This window comes from Streptomyces drozdowiczii, assembly GCF_026167665.1.
GTDB classification, from domain to species: Bacteria; Actinomycetota; Actinomycetes; order Streptomycetales; family Streptomycetaceae; genus Streptomyces; species Streptomyces drozdowiczii_A.
This window is the reverse complement of the sequence record NZ_CP098740.1, coordinates 314,725-332,522: the sequence shown is the minus strand read 5'-3', so window position 1 is coordinate 332,522 and position 17,798 is coordinate 314,725. Positions and strand designations below refer to the sequence as shown.

The window sequence follows — 17,798 nt, the reverse complement described above, 5'->3', positions numbered from 1 at the left end:
CGCCATGATGCTGTTGCCCGAACCGCGCGATATCCCGCCGCGCCTCGCCACCGGCGCCTTCATCCTCAACTCCGGCCTGGGCAAGCTGAAGGCCGACGAGGGGACCGCCCAAGGGCTGCACGGTATGGCCAGCAACGCCTACCCGTTCCTCGGCAAGCTGGAACCTGCCCGGTTCACCCGGTTGCTCGCCTGGTCCGAGATCGCGGTCGGTGCCACCCTGCTGGCCCCGTTCGTGCCCACCCGGCTCGCCGGGCTCGCCCTCACCGGGTTCTCCGGCGGCCTCTTCGGGCTCTATCTGCGTACCCCCGGCATGCGGGAGCCCGGCAGCCTGCGGCCGACGCAGGACGGGATCGCGCTCGCCAAGGACTCCTGGATGCTGGGCATCGGCCTGGGCTTCCTCGGCGCCGGCGGCTACCGCGTACGCGCCACCGCGAAGTGCCGCACCCGGCGCGGGTGCTCGCGCTGACCGCACGCCGCCGTCACGCGTGGACCCGGGCGATCAGCAGCGCCACGTCGTCGTGGCCGTCCGGGTCCCGCAGCTCGCGCAGCAGCCGGTCGCACGTCGCGTCGAGCGAGGCGTCCGGAGTACGCAACAGCCCCAGCAGCTTCGCGAGGCGGCTGTCGATGTCGTCGTCCCGGGTCTCCACCAGGCCGTCCGTGTAGAGGACCAGCCGGTCGCCCGGGCCGAGCGGGACCGTGACATCGCTGAACGGCACCCCGCCCACCCCCAGCGGCGCCCCGGCCGGCAGGTCCAGGAGCACCGGCTCGCCGCCCTCCGGGATGAGCACCGGCGGCAGATGCCCTGCGGTGGACACCCGGCACCGCCCGGCGCCCGGGTCGTACGCGGCGTAGACACAGGTGGCGAACCACGGGTCGAGGCCGGCGGTGATCTCGTCCAGGTGCCGCAGCACCTCGGCGGGCTCCAGGGAGAGCCGGGACAGCGTCTGGGTGGCGGTGCGCAGCCGGCCCATCGTGGTGGCCGCGTTGATCCCGCTGCCCATCACATCGCCCACCACGAGGGCGGTCCCGTCGTCACGCAGCCCGATCACGTCGAACCAGTCCCCGCCGACCTCGTACCGCGAGGCGGCCGGCCGGTACCGGGACACCACGTCCAGGCCCACCGGGTCGTGATGGTTGCGCGGCAGCATGCTGCGCTGAAGCGTCAGCGCGGTCTCCTGCTGCTGCCGGTAGAGCCGGGCGTTGTCGATGCCGACCGCGGCCCGGGCCGCCAGCTCGGCGGCCAGCGCCTCGTCCTCCTCGGTGAACGGCAGCGGGTTGTCCGTCCGGATCAGGTCGATCGCCCCCAGCACCTCGCCCCGCGCGATCAGCGGCACCGCCAGATACGAGTGCGCACCGGCCTCGGCGAGCAGGGCGGCCGACCGCTCGTCGCGGGCCACCCGGGCCAGCTTCTCCGCGTCGAGACGGGGCACCCGCACCGGCCGGGCCGTCCGCACGCACCGGGTGACGAGGCGGTCGGCGCCGTAGCGGGCGGCCCGGCCCGGCGGGTCCGCCGCCTCCACCACGGGCGTCGGCCGGGCCGCGACGACGGCCAGGGCCTGGATGAGGAGCGGGCCGTCCGACGGTCCGGGGCGCCCCTTCAGGACGCTGTCCAGCACGTCCACCGCGGCGACGTCGGCGAGCTGCGGCACGGTGACCTCGGCCAGCTCCAGGGCCGTCTGCTCCAGGTCGAGCGTGGTCCCGATGCGCACCGATGCGTCCGCGATCAGCGCCAGGTGCTGCCGGGCCCGCTCCGCCTCGGCCGCCGCGCGGTACCGGTCGGTGACGTCGATCAGCGATACGGCGATGCCCAGCACCCGCCCCGCGGAGTCGTCCAGCCGGTACAGCGACACCGACCAGGCGCGGTCGCTGTCCGGTGCGGCGGGGGAGCGGCCGACCACCTGGCGCGACACCTGCGGGACACCGCTGTCCAGGACCTCCCGCGCGGCGGCCGCCAGGCCGTCGCGGCCCAGGAACGCCAGCGCCTCGCCCATCGGCCGTCCCAGGTGCTCGGCGGCGCTCATGCCGTCCATCCGTTCCAGCGCCGCGTTGGCGGACAGGAAGCGCAGATCCGGGTCCAGCACCGCGAGGCCGATCGGTGACTGGTCGACCAGGCCCACCGACAGCGCGAGGTCCCGCTCCGCCCGGCGCAGCACGTCCCCGTCGGCCGCGAGACCCAGCGCGTAGAAGCCGCCCCGGTCGTCCTGCAACCGCATGTTGCGGAACTCCAGCAGCCGCGTGGTGCCGTCCTTGTGCCGTACGGGGAAGACCCCGGCCCACGCCTCGCCGCTGCCCATCACCTCGCCGAACAGGCGCAGCACCAGCTCGAAGTGCTCCTCGTCGACCAGGACCCGGGCAGCGAACTCGCCCAGCGCCTCCTCGGCGGAGTACCCCAGGAGCCGTTCGGCCTGCGGGCTCCACAGGACGATGCGGCCCTGGGTGTCCAGAACGAGCGCCGCGACCCCGAGGACGTCGAGCAGACCGCTCTCGGACGACCGGCGCGCGCCCGCCCGGCGGGCCTCGCCCCAGCCGATCCGCATGTCATCAGTGCCGCCCACGGACGATCCTTCCCAGCCGTCACCGTGCCCGACGCAGGCCCGCCGTCTCCCATGATCGCCCCTGAGCCGCCGCCCCCGCAGCTTCGCGGAACGTGAAGAGGAAGCGAAGGAAGGGCCACCGGGGTTTCGCGGGCGAAATGCCGGTCACTCGCAGCGTACCGAGGCAAACGCGACGCACACGACCGTCAGGAGTGAGAGTCCATGGATAACTGGCGCATGCACGCGGCCTGCCGCGACGAGGACCCGGACCTGTTCTTCCCCATCGGAAGCACCGGCCCGGCGCTCGTCCAGGTCGAGGAGGCCAAGGCGGTGTGCCGACGCTGCCCCGTACAGCAGGAATGCCTGCGATGGGCCCTGGAGAACAACCAGGACTCCGGGGTGTGGGGCGGGCTCGGCGAGAACGAGCGCCGCGCCCTGAAGCGCCGCAACCGGCAGCGGACGCAACGCTCCGGATAAGGCAGGATGAAGCATGGACACCAAGGCTTGGATCATCGTCGGCGCGGCACTCGCGCTGCTCATGCTGGCCGTTGCCGGCATCCTCCTGGTGCGGGTGCTCAAGGCCAGGAAGCTGCTGGTGGATGCCGGTGTCCCGCTGCACAACAAGGCGCTGGTCTGGGCGGCGGTGCTGTACACCGTGTCGCCGGTCGACCTGCTGCCGGACCCGGTCTACCTCGATGACATCGGGTTCCTCCTGCTGGCCCTGCGCTCGCTGCACGCCGCGGCGCGGGCCGCAGGGGTGGGCGGCCGCCCGGAGCGCCCGGTCGAGTCCGGGCGCAACCTCGTTCCGTAACCCTTCGCGCACATTCCTGTGAACCCGGCGTGTCCTGATCGTTGACAGCTGGACGAGTACACGTCACTCTCCTGGGAGAGCGCTCTCCCAACCCGCCGCGGGACCCCCGTCCCGCACTCTTCCGCCAGGAGAGAATGTGCACAGAGCCGGTTCAGCCCTGCCCGCGAGACCCCGCGCGGGCACGCTGCTGATCACCCTTCTCGCCCTTGTCGCCTCATCGCTGGTCATACTGGCCGCGCCGGGCGCCCGGGCCGCGGAATCCCTGCTGTCGCAAGGGAAGACCGCCACCGCGTCCTCCTCCGAGGGCGCCGGCTACGCGGCCTCGGCCGCCGTGGACGGCAATCTCACCGGCACCCGCTGGGCCAGCCAGTGGAGCGATCCGCAGTGGCTCCAGGTGGACCTGGGCGCCACCGCGAGCCTCAGCAGGGTCGTCCTGACCTGGGAGTCCGCCTTCGGCAAGGCGTACGAGATCCAGGCATCCGACAACGGCTCCGACTGGCGCACCCTGAAGACCGTCACCAACGGCGACGGCGGCACCGACGACCTCGCGGTCAGCGGTTCCGGCCGCTACGTCAGGATGCACGGCACCGCCCGCGCCGGCGGCTACGGCTACTCCCTGTGGGAGTTCCAGGTGTACGGCACCACCGGCTCCACGAACCCGGACCCCGGCACCGGCGGGGCCGTCCGCGTCACCGGTTCGCAGGGCAACTGGCAGCTCACCGTCGGCGGCCAGCCGTACCAGGTCAAGGGACTGACCTGGGGCCCGTCGGTCAACGACGCGGCGCGCTACATGCCCGACCTGAAGTCCATGGGCGTCAACACCATCCGGACCTGGGGCACCGACGGCACCTCCAAGCCGCTGCTCGACGCCGCGGCGGCCAACGGTATCCGCGTCGTCAGCGGCTTCTGGCTGCAGCCCGGCGGCGGCCCCGGCAGCGGCGGCTGCGTCAACTACCTGACCGACGATGCCTACAAGTCCTCGTCGCTCACCGAATTCGCCAAGTGGGTGGACACGTACAAGAGCCACCCCGGTGTGCTCATGTGGAACGTCGGCAACGAGTCCGTGCTCGGCCTCCAGAACTGCTACAGCGGTGACGAGCTGGAGAAGCAGCGCAACGCGTACACCAGCTTCGTCAACGACGTCGCGAAGAAGATCCACACCATCGACCCGGACCACCCGGTGACGTCCACCGACGCCTGGACCGGTGCCTGGCCCTACTACAAGCGCAACGCCCCCGACCTGGACCTGTACTCGATGAACTCCTACGGAGACATCTGCGGGGTCCGCACCGCCTGGGAGTCCGGCGGCTACACCAAGCCCTACATCATCACCGAGGGCGGCCCGGCCGGTGAGTGGGAGGTCCCGGACGACGCCAACGGCATCCCGGACGAGCCCACCGACGTGCAGAAGGCCGAGGGCTACACCAAGGCGTGGAACTGCGTCACCGCCCACCAGGGTGTCGCGCTGGGCGCCACCTTCTTCCACTACGGGACCGAGCACGACTTCGGCGGCGTCTGGTTCAACGTGGTGCCGGACGGCAAGAAGCGGCTCTCCTACTACGCGCTCAAGAAGGCGTACAGCGGCTCCACCGCCGGTGACAACACCCCGCCCGTCATCAGCAACATGACGGTGCAGAACGCCGGTGGCGCCCCCGCGGGCAAGGAGTTCACCGTCCGCGCCGACGTCCGCGACCCGGACAACGACCCGGTCACCTACAAGATCTACCTGAGCGGCAACTACGCGACCGGTGACAAGGCCCTGGTGGAAGCCAACTGGCGGTCCACCGGAAACGGCACCTTCGCGGTGACCGCGCCCGCGCGGCTCGGTGTGTGGAAGGTGTACATCCAGGCCGAGGACGGGCACGGCAACGCCGGCATCGAGACCAAGTCGGTGAAGGTCGTGGTGCCCCCGGTCAGCGGCACCAACATCGCGCTCGGCCGCCCGGCCACCGCCTCCTCCGCCCAGGCCGGCAGCAGCGGTTGCCCCTGCACCGCGGCGATGGCGACCGACGGACGGCTGGACACCCGGTGGGCCAGCGACTGGAGCGACCCGCAGTCCATCCAGGTCGACCTGGGCGAGCGGAAGTCGTTCCGCCACCTCCAGCTGGTGTGGGACCCGGCGTACGCCAAGTCCTACGAGGTGCTGGTCTCGGACGACGGCAACTCCTGGCGGTCGGTGTACACCACGACCACCGGTGACGGGGACGCCGACGACCTCGACATCGCGCAGACCGCCCGCTACGTGAAGCTCAACCTCACCCAGCGGGGCACGGCGTGGGGCTACTCCCTCTGGGAGTTCGGCATCTACAGCTGACGACCGGGCGGGCACCGGCGGGCCTCCCCGCCGGTGCCCGCTCCGGCGCGTGTCGGTGGCCGCGCGGGGGAAGGCGAACGGCCATGGTTGAACGCATGAACGTCACCGACATCCTCACCGACGGATACTCCCGCATCCAGGAGACCGTGCACGCGGCCGTCGAGGGCCTGGCCCCCGACGACCTCCACGCCCGGCTCGACGACGGCGCCAACTCGATCGCCTGGCTCGTCTGGCATCTGACCCGCGTCCAGGACGACCACATCGCGGACGCGGCCGGCACCGAACAGCTCTGGACCGCCCAGGACTGGGCCGGCCGCTTCGACCTGCCCCTCCCCGCCGACGCCACCGGCTACGGACAGAGCAGCAAGGAGGTCGCGGCCGTCCGCGTGGGCTCGGCCGATCTGCTCCTCGGCTACTACGACGCCGTCCACGAGAACACGCTCGCCTACCTCCGCGGCCTGGACGGCCACGCGCTGGGCCGCGTCGTGGACGAGGGGTGGGACCCGCCGGTCACCCTGGGGGTGCGGCTGATCAGCGTCCTGTCGGACGACCTCCAGCACGCCGGTCAGGCCGCTTTCGTACGCGGAGTGCTCGAACGCCGCGCGTAGTGCCCCGGGCCCGTCCCCACGATCCGCTTGAAGTGGCGGGTCAGATGGGACTGGTCGTAGAACCCCGCCGACGCGGCGACCGCCGACGCCGGGACCCCGCGCAGCAGCAGCCTGCGCGCCAGGTCGACCCGTCGGCCCGTGACGTACTGGTGCGGTGCCATCCCGAACTCGCGGCTGAACGCCCGTACCAGATGGGCATGGTGGGCGTGCAGCCGCGCACCGGCCTCCTGGAGCGTGATGCCCTCGACGTACGTCGCGTCCAGCAGCTCCCGCAGCCGGTGCGCGAGTCTGCCGTCGTGGACGTACGGGACGGAGCCGACCCGGTCGCCCAGATGCTGTGCGAGCCGTTCCGCGACGAGGGCGAGCCGGCTCGCCGCCTCCAGCTCGTCACCCGGGTCCGCGAGCGTGCGGTGGAGGCGGTCGATACGGCTGCGCAGCGCCGGGTCGTGCAGCACCGGCCGGTCCACCGCCCGGCCGATCAGCCGTTCGTCCACCTGCCCGGTGTCCAGGTACAGCACGCGCTTGCGGAAGCCCCCGGGGGTGGCCGCCTCGCCGTTGTGCGGGACGTGCGGCGGCAGCAGCGTCACCGTGTGGGTGAGCACACCGTGTTCGTGGTGGTCCAGGTCGTAGCGCACCATGCCCTCGTCCACGACCAGCAGCGTCCAGGCGTCGTGCGTGTGCATGGGGTAGGCGTGGTCGGTGAAACGCGCGTGGAAGACCTCGGCGATCCCCTCCACGGGCGGCGACCACGCGGTGATCTCGGGACGTGCTGCGGCCATACGCCGATCGTACGCCGCGCCCCGGCGTGCAAAGTTCGTACAAGACCGGGCCCCGGGCGGCCCGGCAGGCTCGGGGCATGACAGCTGAGACCACCGCCCCCGCCCCCGTCCGCTTCGACACCAAGATCGCCGTGCTGCTCCGCGACGACCTGGAGACCTGGCAGCGGCTGAACGTCACCGCCTTCCTCGTCAGCGGCCTCTCCACAGCCGCCCCGGAACTGATCGGCGAGCCCTACACCGATGCGGACGACACCCCGTACCTCCCGATGTTCCGCCAGCCGGTCATGGTCTTCGAGGGTGCGAAGGAGATGCTCACCACCGCCCACACCCGTGCGGTCTCCCGGGGCGCCGCCCTGTCCGTCTTCACCTCGGACCTCTTCGCGACGGGCAACGACCGGGACAACCGCGCCGCGGTGCGCGCGGTGCACCGGGACGCGCTCGACCTGGTCGGGATCGCGGTGCACGGCCCCCGCAACGCGGTGGACAAGATCCTCAAGGGCGCGTCGATGCACCGGTGACGACGGCCGCGCCGCCCGCCCGAACGAGGGACGGCGCGGTGGTGTCACAGGGCGCGGTCCACGATGTACGGGAACAGCGTGAGCATCTCCTCCACGGCATCGGGCGCCGACGAAACGCTCTCCAGGCAGGCCCGCGCCCGCTCCAGATGACCGTGCGCCTCCGCCGTGGCGGCCGCCCGCCCGCCGGCCTCCTCCACCAGCGCGGCGGCCCGCCGCACCGACTCCTCGTCCAGCGGGCCGCCGCGCAGCAGCGCCGCCAGCTCCGTCGCGGCCGGGCCGCCGGCGGCGAGCGCGGCGAGCACCGGGAAGGTCTTCTTGCCGCGCCCGAGGTCCCCGTGCACCGGCTTGCCCGTGACCGCGGGATCGCCCCAGATGCCCAGCACATCGTCCGCCGCCTGGAACGCCACGCCCAGGTGGCGTCCCGCAGCGGCCAGCGCGTCGGCCTCCGTGCGCCCGGCGCCCCCGAGCAGGGCGCCCAGACCGGCGGCGCAGCCCAGCAGCGCACCGGTCTTGCGCTCGGCCATCAGCCGGTACTCCTGCGCCCGCACGGCGTCGGGACCGGTCCAGGGCCGCGACTCGAAGAGCAGGTCGTCGGCCTGGCCGTGCACCAGGTCGGTGAGGGTCCCGGCGAGCAGCCGCAGCGCCGGCGCGCACTGCCTGCCCGGCGCGTCGGTGAGGGTCCGCACCGCCTGGGCGAACAAGGCGTCCCCCGCAAGGACCGCCGGACCGGTTCCGTACGCCTTCCACGCGGTGGCCCGCCGCCTGCGCGTCTCGTCGCCGTCCATGATGTCGTCGTGGAGCAGGGAGAAGGTGTGGATCAGCTCGACGGCGACCGCTCCGGGGACCGCGTCCCGGGCCTCCGCCCCGACGGCCTCCGCGCCGAGCACGGCCAGTGCCTGGCGTACGCCCTTGCCGTGGGCGCCCGGCACGTCGTCGCCGTCCACCCCGTCCCATCCGAGCGAGAACGCGGTGATCTCGGCGTGCCACGGGTGCAGTTGGCGCACGGCCCGGGACAGGGCAGGGCGGACCAGGGCGCGGCAGCGGGCCAGGATGCGCGGTGCGGTCACCGGGGAGGCCGTCGGAGACGTCATCGCCCACCGCCCGCGTCCGCCGCCGTGTCCCCGGACCGCTCCACGCCCAGCTCGGTGTAGGCCCGGTCGACCATGTCCCGGGCGTTGAGCAGCCCGATCCGGTCGAGCGTGGCCCGCAGCGCGTCCAGGTCGGCGGCCGTCTCCCCGGCGTTCCGCCCGAGCCGGGCGAGCGACTTCACCAGCCCGAGCCGCGCCAGCGCCTCGCCCCGGGGCTCCGCCATCGCCCGGAACTCCTCCAGGGCCCCCGCGTAGCCCTGCCGGGCCTCCTCGTGGCGTCCGGCGCGGTAGAGCACGTTGGCGCGCATCTTGTGGTTGTACGCCAGGGCACTCGACAACTTCATCTCCCGGCAGGTGACCTCGGCCTCCGCCAGCAGCTCCAGCGCACGGTCGGCGTCGTTGTCCCGTACGGAGACGATGTCGGCGATGCCGCGCAGCGCCCAGGCCCGGCCCCTGCGGTCGTCGGCGTCACCGGCCAGCTGGGCCGCCTCCTCGAACATCGCCAGGGCGGTGTCGAAGGAACCGGTGTTGCGGTGGATCTGCGCGATGCCCTCCAGGGCCCACACGGTGTGGCGCGCCTCGCCGCGTGCCCGTGCCTCGGCGAGCAGTTGCTCGTGCAGCGCGGCGACGGTCCGGTAGTCGCCCTGGATGCGCCCGGTCTCCGCGAGACCGGCGAGCGAGTAGCCCCGGGCGACGACGTCCCCGCCCCTCTTGCCCAGGTCCGCCGCCAGGCCCAGGAGCCGGAACGCGAGCCGGAGCCGACCGCGCTGGCGGGCCAGCGTGCCGCCGCTCCACAGCGCCCAGGCCATCGCCCCGGCGTCGTCCGCCGAGCGCGCGGCGCGGTAACTCGCCTTCCAGGCGGAGTCGGCGTCCCGTACCTGGCCGAGCCTGCGGTGCGCCTCGGCCACGGCGAGACCCGCGCGGGCCACTTCCCGTGCGGAGCCGGAGCGTTCCGCCTCTTCCAAGTGGCGTACGCCCTCGGCGAGTACGTCGGTGAGCGACGCGTTCACGGACATCTTGGTGAGGGCGCCCTGGTATTCGGGCGCCAGTGCCTTGCTGTGCATGGAAGCCTTTCGCGCGGGCACGGGCGGCCTCGGCCATGACTATGCAGCGCATGTATACACATAGCGTATAGTTGGCCGGTTCTCCGGTCCGTGCTCAGGGGGGAGGGGCGAGGGTCGTCGTGTGTGCGGCGTGCCGCCTTGCTGTGGATCAAGACCGCGGATCGGCGCCCGGGGTTGCCTCGTGCCGGGAAAAGCCGTCCGGGCCCCGGCCGGGTGCGCCCGTGTCAGGCGGCCCGGCCGGTCAAGTGGCCGGTGAACCAGTCGCGCGCCCGCTCCGCGACCTCGTCCAGCGTGCCCGGCTCCTCGAAGAGGTGCGTGGCACCGGGGACGACGTCGAGGCGGCTCTCGCAGCGCAGCTCCGCCTGGGCCCGGCGGTTCAGGTCCAGCACCTGGGCGTCCCGGCCGCCCACCAGCAGCAGGGTGGGGGAGCGGACCTCGGTCAGGCGGGCCCCCGCCAGATCCGGCCGGCCGCCGCGCGAGACGACCGCCCCGATGCCCGTGTCCCGGCCCGCGCCCACGACGGCCGCCGCCTGGAGCGCGGCGGCCGCGCCCGTGCTGGCACCGAACACGCCGAGGGGCCCGGGCGCATGGCCCCGCACCCAGGCGGTGGCGTCCACCAGGCGGCCGGCGAGGGCCGAGATGTCGAAGACATGGCCGCCCTCCGCCTCCTCGTCCGCGGTGAGCAGGTCGAACAGCAGCGTGCCGAGGCCGGCCCGGTTCAGCGCCGCCGCGACCGACCGGTTGCGCGGGCTGTGCCGGCTGCTGCCGGAGCCGTGGGCGAACACCACGAGCGCCCCGGAGTCACCGGACGGGGTCAGGGTGCCGGGCAGATCGACCCCACCGGCCTCCACCAGGACGTCGCTGGTCAACCGGGGCCCGGTCTGCCGCGCGGCCCGGGCCAGCAGCGCGACGACCTCCTCGTCCGGCGTCTGCCCGAAGTCCCGGTACCACTCGCCCACCGCCGAGAACGCGGCCGGTGACGACAGGCAGACCAGCTCGTCCGCCTCCTTCCGCAGCCGGGCCGCGGCGGACGGCGGCGCGACCGGCACGGCCAGCACCACATGCGCGGCGCCCTGCGCCCGGGCCACCGCGCAGGCGGCGAGGGCGGTCGCGCCGGTGGCGATCCCGTCGTCCACGAGGACCACGGTGCGCCCGGCGAGCGGGACGCGCGGCCGCTCGCCCCGGAACTCCCGGGCGCGGCGGCGCAGTTCGGCCTTCTCCGCCTCCTGGACGGCCGCGATGTCGGAGTCCGACACACCGGCCCGGCGCACGATGTCGTCGCTGATGATCCGGACCCCGCCCTCCCCGATGGCCCCGAAGCCCAGTTCCGGGTGGCGCGGGACGCCCAGTTTGCGGACCACGATGACGTCGAGCGGGGCGCCGAGCTCCTGCGCGACACGGAAGGCCACCGGCACACCGCCGCGGGGGAGGCCCAGCACGACGGGATCGCTCTGCGCGAGGGGCCGGAGGGCTTCGGCGAGCCGCCGGCCCGCGTCGGTCCGGTCGGCGAACAGCACGGGACTCACCCCACATCGAGGACCACGCACGGCGGTCACCCGTCGGTTGCCGGGCGACGCACGTACCTCATTCCAATGAACCGCGCCCGCCGGGCCCAAGCAAATCGGCGGAAACGCGCGGAACCGTATGCGGGGCCGGGCACGCCGGAGCCCCCGCGCCTCAGCCGCCCTCGCCCCTCAGCGCCTCGATGAGGAGCAGCGCGATGTCGTCGCTGCCCGGCGTGACCTCCTTCGCGTACCGGACGAGGCTGTCGGCGACGGCCTCCATCGGGCGGCCGGTGTTCAGGCCGAACTGCTCGGCGAGCGCCGCCGTCGACCGGTCGATATCGGCGCCCGGCACCTCCACGAGCCCGTCCGTGTACAGCGCGAGCGCGGCGCCCGGCGGCAGCGGGATCTCGGTCGTCGGGTAGCGGGCGTCCCGGTCGACCCCGAGCAGCAGCCCGGGCGGCAGCCGCAGCACCTCCGTCTCCCCGCCGGGATGGCGCAGCAGCGGCGGTGGGTGACCGGCGGTGGCCAGCAGGGCGCGGTGGCCCGCCAGGTCCAGATGGACGTAGAGGCAGCTGGTGAACAGGTCGGCGTCGAGGTCGGCGAGCAGCCGGTTGGTGCGCGCCAGGACCTCGGCGGGCGGCGCGCCGGCCGAGGCGTGCACCGCCGTGCGCACCTGGCCCATCAGGGCGGCGGCCGTCACATTGTGGCCCTGTACGTCACCGATGGCCGCGGCGGCCGTGGTGGCGTCGAGCGGGATCACGTCGTAGAAGTCGCCGCCGATGCCCATGCCCCGGGTGGCGGGCAGATAGCGGGCGGCCACGTCGAGCCCGCCGATCCGGGGGAGCGTGTGGGGGAGCAGATGGGCTTGGAGACTGTGGGCCAGCTGCTCCTTGGTGTCGTACAGGCGGGCCCGGTCCAGGGCCTGGGCGATGAGCCCGGCGATCGAGGTGAGGAGGGCCCGTTCCTCCGGCTCGAAGGGGCGCGTGCGGTCGTAGCCGAACACCAGCGTGCCGACCGGGCGCCCGGAGGCGAACAGCGGCAGGAAGGCGCACGCGGCCAGGCCCTCCTGGAGGGACGCGGGCCGGAAGGCGCGCCGGAACTCGTCGAAGGTCCGGTAGAAGGCGGGCACGCCGGTGTTGAGCACCTGTGCCACGGGGGCGCCGGACGTCAGGGGCGCGCCCTCGAAGCACTCCATCAGCTCGTCGCCGAAGCCCCGGTGGCCCTCGATGCGCAGCCGCCCCTCCGCCACGGTCAGTACGGCGAGCGCCTGGATGCGGAACGCGGGCACCAGCTGTTCGGCGATCAGTTCGACCACGTCCTGGATGCCCACGGCCTCCGTGAGCGTCGCGGCCAGGTGCATCAGGTGGTAGAGCGCGACGGCGCGTCCCGGGGCGCTCGGCGATGCGGCGGCTCCCGTGGCCGTGGGGAGCGCCGGGGCGTGCGGCCCGCTGACGGGTGTGATGTACACGCTGATGCCGGAGGCGTCCGGGTACAGCCGGAACGACAGCCACTGGTCCGGCGGCCGCAGGGCCACGAAGGACATCGGCTCCCGGCTGATCATCGCGCCCCGGTACTGGTCCTCGAACAGCGGATCGGCCATCCAGCGCAGCGACTCCCACGGGAGCGTCCCCACCAGATCCTCCACGCGCCCGCCGACCAGTTCGGCGCCGGTCTCCGTGAGGAAGGTGATCCTGCCGTGCATGTCGAGGGTGCAGCAGCCGCCCGGCAGCCGGCCGAGGAAGTCCGCGGCGGCGACCGCCTCGGTGTGGGCGGGCGGCGGGGCGGTGACCGGGGGCAGCACCCGCGGTCCGGCGCCCGCCTTCACCGGGCGGCCCTGCTCCCGCGCCTCGTACAGCACCCGCGCCGCCTCGCCGCAGCAGTCGTGCACCGCCGCACGCTCCTGCGGCGTCAGCTGCGCCGGGTGCGAGCCGGGCCACAGCAGTACGAGACCGCCCAGCGCCTCCGCCCCGACGACCAGGGGCGCGGCGGCGAGCGCGAAGCGGTACGGCAGGACGAGCGCGGGGCGCGGATACCGCCTGGCCAGCTCCTCCTGGCTGCCGAGCCACACCAGGTGCCGGTCCTTCACCGCGTCCGACACCGGTATGGGCGCGGACAGCGGCACCCGCAGCCAGGGATCGGCGATCTCCGCCGGAATCCCGGCCAGCACGGCGAGCCGGAGCGTCGATTCGCCGGGTGGCAGCAGATAGAGCATGGCCACGGCGGCGCCCGTCTCGCGCACGGCACATGCCACCGCCTCGTCCAGACGCTCCTCCGCCGAGTCGATGGCGGGTCCGACATTGCCCATAAACGGACAATACGCCCGCACCCTGCCCCGGACACCGCGATGTCGTCCGTCCCGACGCGCTTCCTGCCTGTCAGCCCGCCGCCGCCTCCCGGCTGATCTGCTCGAACCGCGCCCCCATCTCCGCGGCCAGCGCCTGCGCGGCCGACAGGGGGCGGACCATCACCATGAGGTCGTCGATCAGGCCCTCCTCGTTCAGGTGCAGGAAGTCGCAACCGGTGATCTCCCGGTCGCCGACCTTCGCGGTGAAGACGAGCGCGTGGTCGCGCCCGTCCGGGCTCGCCATCTCCCGTACGTAGCGGAAGTCCCCGAACACCTCCGAGACGTGCCGCAGGATCGCGGCCGTGACCGGCTTCCCCGGATAGGGCTTGAACGCCACCGGGCTGGTGAAGACGACGTCATCGGCCAGCGCGGCCTCGACCGCCGCCAGATCGTGCGCCTCGACGGCCTTGCGGAAAGCGAGCATCCCGGTCTCCATAGTCAATTTGTTGAATAGGTGCGAACGACATTAATCACATGGGTGCTAGCGTGTCCAGATGTCCCTCAAGTACGCGGTCCTGGCAGCCCTGCTCGAAGGCGAGGCGTCCGGATACGACCTGGCGAAGGTCTTCGACGTCTCGGTGGCGAACTTCTGGTCGGCCACCCCCCAGCAGCTCTACCGGGAACTCGACCGGCTCGCCGAACACGGTCTGATCGAGGCGCGTGTGGTCGAGCAGGAGCGCCGGCCGAACAAGCGGCTCTTCACACTGACACCGGCCGGCCGCGACGCGCTCGGCGCTTTCACCGCCGAAGCGCCCCGGCCGACGGCCATCCGGGACGAACTGCTCGTGATGATCCAGGCCGTGGACATCGGCGACGCCGACGCGGTACGCGCTTCGGTCGAGGAGCGCATGGAGTGGGCGCGCGCCAAGCTCGCCCGCTACGAACGGCTGCGCCTGCGCCTGCTCGACGGCCGCGACGAGGCGGCGTTCCTCGCCGGGACCGACCGGGTCGGCCCCTATCTGACCCTGATGCGCGGCCGGTCCTTCGAGGAGGAGAACCTGCGCTGGGGCGGGCGCGTCCTGGAGATCCTGGAACTCCGTTCGCCGGCACCGGCGATGGGCGGCGCGGACGCGCTCTGAAGGCGTTGTCGGACCCCTCGGCTAGGGTCCCCGGCATGACTGATTTCGTACTGGTGGCAGGTGCCTGGCTGGACGAGACGGCGTGGGACGAGGTGGTGCCGGTGCTGCGCGCGGCCGGACACGGTGCCCATCCGCTGACCCTGTCCGGGCTCGGCGGCAAACGGGACCGTCCGGTCGGCCGGCAGACCCATGTGACCGACATCGTCGCGGAGGTGGAGCGCCTGGACCTGCGGGACGTGGTCCTGGTCGGCCACAGCTACTCCGGCATCCCCGTGGGACAGGCCGCCGAGCGCCTGGGCGACCGGCTGACCCGTGTCGTCTTCGTGGACGCCTCCGTCCCTGCCGACGGCGAGTCGTTCGTCTCCACCTGGTGGCAGGGGCCGGCCGAGCTCCAGGGGCAGCTCGACGCGAACGGCGGACTCTGGGCCGTACCGGAGGCCGAGGAGTTCGAGGGCCAGGAGCTGACCGGCGAGCAGATCGCACGGTTCCGGAAGGGCGCGACCCCGCACCCGGGCGCCGCCCTGGCCGACCCGGCCGTCCTGGACCGCCCGCTCGGCGAGCTGCCGGCGACCTACATCAAGTGCCTCCTCGACGGACCGGAACCGGCCGAGGCAGTGGCCCGGCTGCTGACGAGCGAGCGGTGGGAGCTGACCACCATGGACACCGGCCACTGGCCGATGTTCTCCCGCCCCGACGAACTGGCCGCGATCCTCGACAAGGCCGCCGCCACGTCCTGACCCGTGGGCGCTGTGGCCCGATCGGACGGCCCGGGCGCGCGCGTCCGGGCCGTCCGGGCTGCAATGGACGGGTGACCGCGCCTCCCGACGACTGCCTCGCGCGCAACGAGTGGGTCTGCGGCGCCTACCTCAGCAGCCGCCGCCACATCCTCTGGGAAGCCGCGCTGCAACACATCCAGCTGACCGCGGTCTCCGTGCTCATCGGCCTCGCCCTCGCCCTGCCGCTCGCCCTGGCCGCGCGCCGCTGGCAGTGGGCCGCCGGACCCGTCCTCGGCGTGACGACGATCCTCTACACGATCCCGTCGCTCGCCATGTTCTCCCTGCTGCTGCCGGTGTACGGGCTCTCAGCCTCGCTCGTCGTCGCGGGCCTCGTCCTCTACTCGCTGACCCTGCTCGTGCGCAACGTCCTCGCCGGGCTGCGCGCCGTCCCCGAGGAGACCCGGCAGGCGGCGCGGGGCATGGGCTACGGCCCCGTACGGCTGCTCGTCGCCGTCGAACTCCCGCTCGCCCTGCCCGCCGCGATGGCTGGGCTGCGCATCGCCACCGTCTCCGCGGTCTCCCTGGTCACCATCGGCGCGATCGTCGGCTACGGCGGGCTCGGCAACCTCATCTACGCCGGGATGAACACGTACTTCAAGGCCCAGGTGCTCACCGCGTCCGTCCTGTGCGTCGTCATCGCCGTCGCCGCCGACCTGCTCCTCCTGCTGCTGCAGCGCCTGCTCACCCCGTGGACGAGGAGCCGGTCATGAACACCCTGACGGACGCCTGGTCCTGGCTCACCACCTCCGCGCACTGGCAGGGCCAGGACGGCATCGGGGTCCGGCTCGGCCAGCACCTCTACCTCACCGCCGTCTGCCTGCTGATCAGCTGCCTCATCGCACTGCCCGTCGCCCTGCTCCTCGGCCACCTCGGCCGGGGCGGCGCGCTCGCCGTCAACATCTCCAACGTCGGGCGCGCCGTGCCCACGTTCGCCGTCCTGGTGCTCCTCCTGCTCACCCCGGTCGGCCGCTGGGGGGAGGGGCCCACGGTCGTCGCGCTCGTCCTCTTCGCCGTGCCCCCGCTGCTCACCAACGCGTACGTCGGCATGCGCGAGGTCGACCGGGACGTCGTCCGGGCCGCCCGGGGCATGGGCATGACGGGCCGCCAACTGCTCCTCCAGGTCGAGGTGCCGCTCGCCCTGCCCCTCATCATCACCGGGGTGCGCATCGCCGCCGTCCAGCTCGTCGCCACGGCCACCATCGCGGCCCTCGCTGGCGGCGGCGGGCTCGGCCGCATCATCACCGCCGGATTCAACCTCGCCTCCACCCCGCAGGTGGTCGCCGGAGCGGTCCTGGTCGCCGCGTTCGCGCTGGTCGTGGAGGGGGTCTTCGAGGCGGCCCAGCGGTTCGCGCCGCGCCGGTTCGGGCTGCGCGTGGCGGAGGCGACCGCATGAGGGCCGGACCCCGCGTCCGGGCGGGCCGCCCGCTCGCCGCGCTCCTGCTGCTCGCGGCCACCGCCTGCACCACCGGACCTGCGCTGGAGAACCAGGGCGCGGTCACCGCCCCGCCCGGCGACAGCAAGCACCTGACCATCGGTTCCGCGGGATTCACCGAGAGCGACCTCCTCGCCCAGATGTACGCCCTGCTGCTGGACCGCGCCGGATACTCCACCAAGATCATCTCCGTCACCAACCGGGAGATCTACGAACCCGCCCTGGAGAACGGCCAGATCGACGTCGTCCCCGAATACGCGGCCACCTTCGCCGACTGGCTCAACGCCAAGGAGCACGGCGCGGACGCCGCCCCCGTCGGCTCACCGGACCTCGCCGCCACGATGAAGGCCCTGCGCGCCCTCGCCGCACCGCGCGGACTCACCGTCCTCGACCCCGGCAAGGCGGTCGACCAGAACGCGTTCGCCGTCACCGCCGCCTACGCCCGCGAGCACCACCTGAAGACCCTCAGCGACCTCGGCCGCTCCGGCCTCCCGGTACGCCTCGCGGCCGGCGACGAGTGCGTCCAGCGCCCGTACTGCGCGCCCGGCCTGAAGAAGACGTACGGCATCGACATCACCTCCGTCGACCCGAAGGGCGTCGGCACCACGCAGGCCAAGCAGGCCGTCCAGAGCGGCCGCGACCAGATGGTGCTGACCACCACCACCGACGCAACGCTGGACGACTTCGGCCTCGTCATCCTCGCCGACGACAAGCACCTCCAGAACGCCGACTACCTCGTCCCCGTCGTCAACCGGGCCCGCGCGGGCGGCGCCGGGGTGCGCAAGGCCCTGGGCAAGCTGAACACCGTCCTGACCACCGCGGACCTGGCCCGGCTCAACGAACAGGTGGACAGCTGGCGCCGTCTCCCCGAGGACGTGGCCCGCGCCTATCTGCGCTCCGAACACCTCATCCCCGGTGAGAAGGGGTGAGCGCGGGAAGCGGCGCG

At 73.1% G+C, this 17,798-nt stretch carries 18 protein-coding genes; 11 read left to right on the top strand and 7 right to left on the bottom strand.

Annotated features, from left to right (window positions below; all coding sequences use genetic code 11):
- Nucleotides 1–4 precede the first annotated feature (4 nt).
- A complete protein-coding gene (locus NEH16_RS01570; RefSeq protein ID WP_265538582.1) occupies nt 5–466 on the top strand; it encodes a hypothetical protein in 462 nt (153 codons plus the stop codon).
- A 13-nt stretch (nt 467–479) separates the two neighbouring features.
- Here NEH16_RS01570 and NEH16_RS01565 read toward each other — a convergent pair whose 3' ends face one another.
- Nucleotides 480–2,537 carry a SpoIIE family protein phosphatase gene (locus tag NEH16_RS01565; RefSeq protein ID WP_073967077.1) on the bottom strand — a complete coding sequence of 686 codons (2,058 nt, stop codon included), beginning with the start codon at nt 2,535–2,537 and terminating at the stop codon, nt 480–482.
- Between the two features lie 219 nt (nt 2,538–2,756).
- On the opposite strand from NEH16_RS01565, the gene NEH16_RS01560 reads away from it, so the two are divergent.
- The 4 genes from NEH16_RS01560 (at nt 2,757) to NEH16_RS01545 (ending at nt 6,267) form a co-directional block, all read left to right on the top strand.
- Nucleotides 2,757–3,011 carry a WhiB family transcriptional regulator gene (locus NEH16_RS01560; protein ID WP_073967076.1) on the top strand — a complete coding sequence of 85 codons (255 nt, stop codon included), beginning with the start codon at nt 2,757–2,759 and terminating at the stop codon, nt 3,009–3,011.
- Between the two features lie 13 nt (nt 3,012–3,024).
- Nucleotides 3,025–3,345: a YkvA family protein gene (locus NEH16_RS01555; protein ID WP_265538581.1), complete on the top strand. Its 321-nt coding sequence runs from the start codon at nt 3,025–3,027 to the stop codon at nt 3,343–3,345.
- 136 nt (nt 3,346–3,481) lie between these two features.
- Nucleotides 3,482–5,659 (top strand): discoidin domain-containing protein, encoded by a 2,178-nt coding sequence (locus NEH16_RS01550; protein WP_265538580.1) that lies wholly within the window; start codon nt 3,482–3,484, stop codon nt 5,657–5,659.
- 95 nt (nt 5,660–5,754) lie between these two features.
- Nucleotides 5,755–6,267 (top strand): mycothiol transferase, encoded by a 513-nt coding sequence (locus NEH16_RS01545; protein ID WP_073967073.1) that lies wholly within the window; start codon nt 5,755–5,757, stop codon nt 6,265–6,267.
- Here NEH16_RS01545 and NEH16_RS01540 read toward each other — a convergent pair.
- Nucleotides 6,225–7,046, bottom strand: a complete 822-nt coding sequence (locus NEH16_RS01540; protein WP_265538579.1) for an AraC family transcriptional regulator — start codon at nt 7,044–7,046, stop codon at nt 6,225–6,227. The genes NEH16_RS01545 and NEH16_RS01540 overlap by 43 nt on opposite strands.
- 77 nt (nt 7,047–7,123) lie before the next feature.
- Here NEH16_RS01540 and NEH16_RS01535 point away from each other — a divergent pair, with 77 nt between their 5' ends.
- Complete coding sequence (locus NEH16_RS01535) at nt 7,124–7,564, top strand: DUF2000 domain-containing protein (RefSeq protein ID WP_073967071.1); 441 nt, start codon at nt 7,124–7,126, stop codon at nt 7,562–7,564.
- Between the two features lie 44 nt (nt 7,565–7,608).
- Here the strand turns inward: NEH16_RS01535 and NEH16_RS01530 are convergent, their stop codons facing one another.
- The 5 genes from NEH16_RS01530 to NEH16_RS01510 all read right to left on the bottom strand — a co-directional run bounded on the left by NEH16_RS01530 (nt 7,609) and on the right by NEH16_RS01510 (nt 13,989).
- The gene (locus NEH16_RS01530; RefSeq protein ID WP_265538578.1) at nt 7,609–8,655 is read right to left on the bottom strand and encodes a polyprenyl synthetase family protein; all 1,047 of its coding nucleotides are present in this window, start codon (nt 8,653–8,655) and stop codon (nt 7,609–7,611) included.
- Nucleotides 8,652–9,716, bottom strand: a complete 1,065-nt coding sequence (locus tag NEH16_RS01525) for a tetratricopeptide repeat protein (protein WP_265538577.1) — start codon at nt 9,714–9,716, stop codon at nt 8,652–8,654. Before NEH16_RS01525 ends, NEH16_RS01530 begins: the two co-directional genes overlap by 4 nt.
- Before the next feature lie 224 nt (nt 9,717–9,940).
- Nucleotides 9,941–11,233: a phosphoribosyltransferase gene (locus NEH16_RS01520; protein WP_265538576.1), complete on the bottom strand. Its 1,293-nt coding sequence runs from the start codon at nt 11,231–11,233 to the stop codon at nt 9,941–9,943.
- A 160-nt stretch (nt 11,234–11,393) separates the two neighbouring features.
- A complete protein-coding gene (locus tag NEH16_RS01515; RefSeq protein ID WP_265538575.1) occupies nt 11,394–13,526 on the bottom strand; it encodes a SpoIIE family protein phosphatase in 2,133 nt (710 codons plus the stop codon).
- A gap of 70 nt (nt 13,527–13,596) precedes the next feature.
- Nucleotides 13,597–13,989 carry a nuclear transport factor 2 family protein gene (locus NEH16_RS01510; RefSeq protein ID WP_265538574.1) on the bottom strand — a complete coding sequence of 131 codons (393 nt, stop codon included), beginning with the start codon at nt 13,987–13,989 and terminating at the stop codon, nt 13,597–13,599.
- A 70-nt stretch (nt 13,990–14,059) separates the two neighbouring features.
- On the opposite strand from NEH16_RS01510, the gene NEH16_RS01505 reads away from it, so the two are divergent.
- The 5 genes from NEH16_RS01505 to NEH16_RS01485 all read left to right on the top strand — a co-directional run bounded on the left by NEH16_RS01505 (nt 14,060) and on the right by NEH16_RS01485 (nt 17,781).
- Nucleotides 14,060–14,644: a PadR family transcriptional regulator gene (locus tag NEH16_RS01505; RefSeq protein WP_265538573.1), complete on the top strand. Its 585-nt coding sequence runs from the start codon at nt 14,060–14,062 to the stop codon at nt 14,642–14,644.
- A 35-nt stretch (nt 14,645–14,679) separates the two neighbouring features.
- Entirely contained in the window at nt 14,680–15,381 is a 702-nt protein-coding gene (locus NEH16_RS01500) for an alpha/beta fold hydrolase (RefSeq protein ID WP_265538572.1), read from the top strand.
- Between the two features lie 71 nt (nt 15,382–15,452).
- Nucleotides 15,453–16,130: an ABC transporter permease gene (locus tag NEH16_RS01495; RefSeq protein ID WP_265538571.1), complete on the top strand. Its 678-nt coding sequence runs from the start codon at nt 15,453–15,455 to the stop codon at nt 16,128–16,130.
- Nucleotides 16,127–16,813, top strand: coding sequence for an ABC transporter permease (locus NEH16_RS01490; RefSeq protein ID WP_265538570.1), 687 nt, complete (start codon nt 16,127–16,129; stop codon nt 16,811–16,813). The genes NEH16_RS01495 and NEH16_RS01490 overlap by 4 nt, the downstream gene beginning before the upstream one ends.
- Nucleotides 16,810–17,781, top strand: a complete 972-nt coding sequence (locus NEH16_RS01485) for an ABC transporter substrate-binding protein (RefSeq protein WP_265538569.1) — start codon at nt 16,810–16,812, stop codon at nt 17,779–17,781. The genes NEH16_RS01490 and NEH16_RS01485 overlap by 4 nt, the downstream gene beginning before the upstream one ends.
- Nucleotides 17,782–17,798 lie beyond the last annotated feature (17 nt).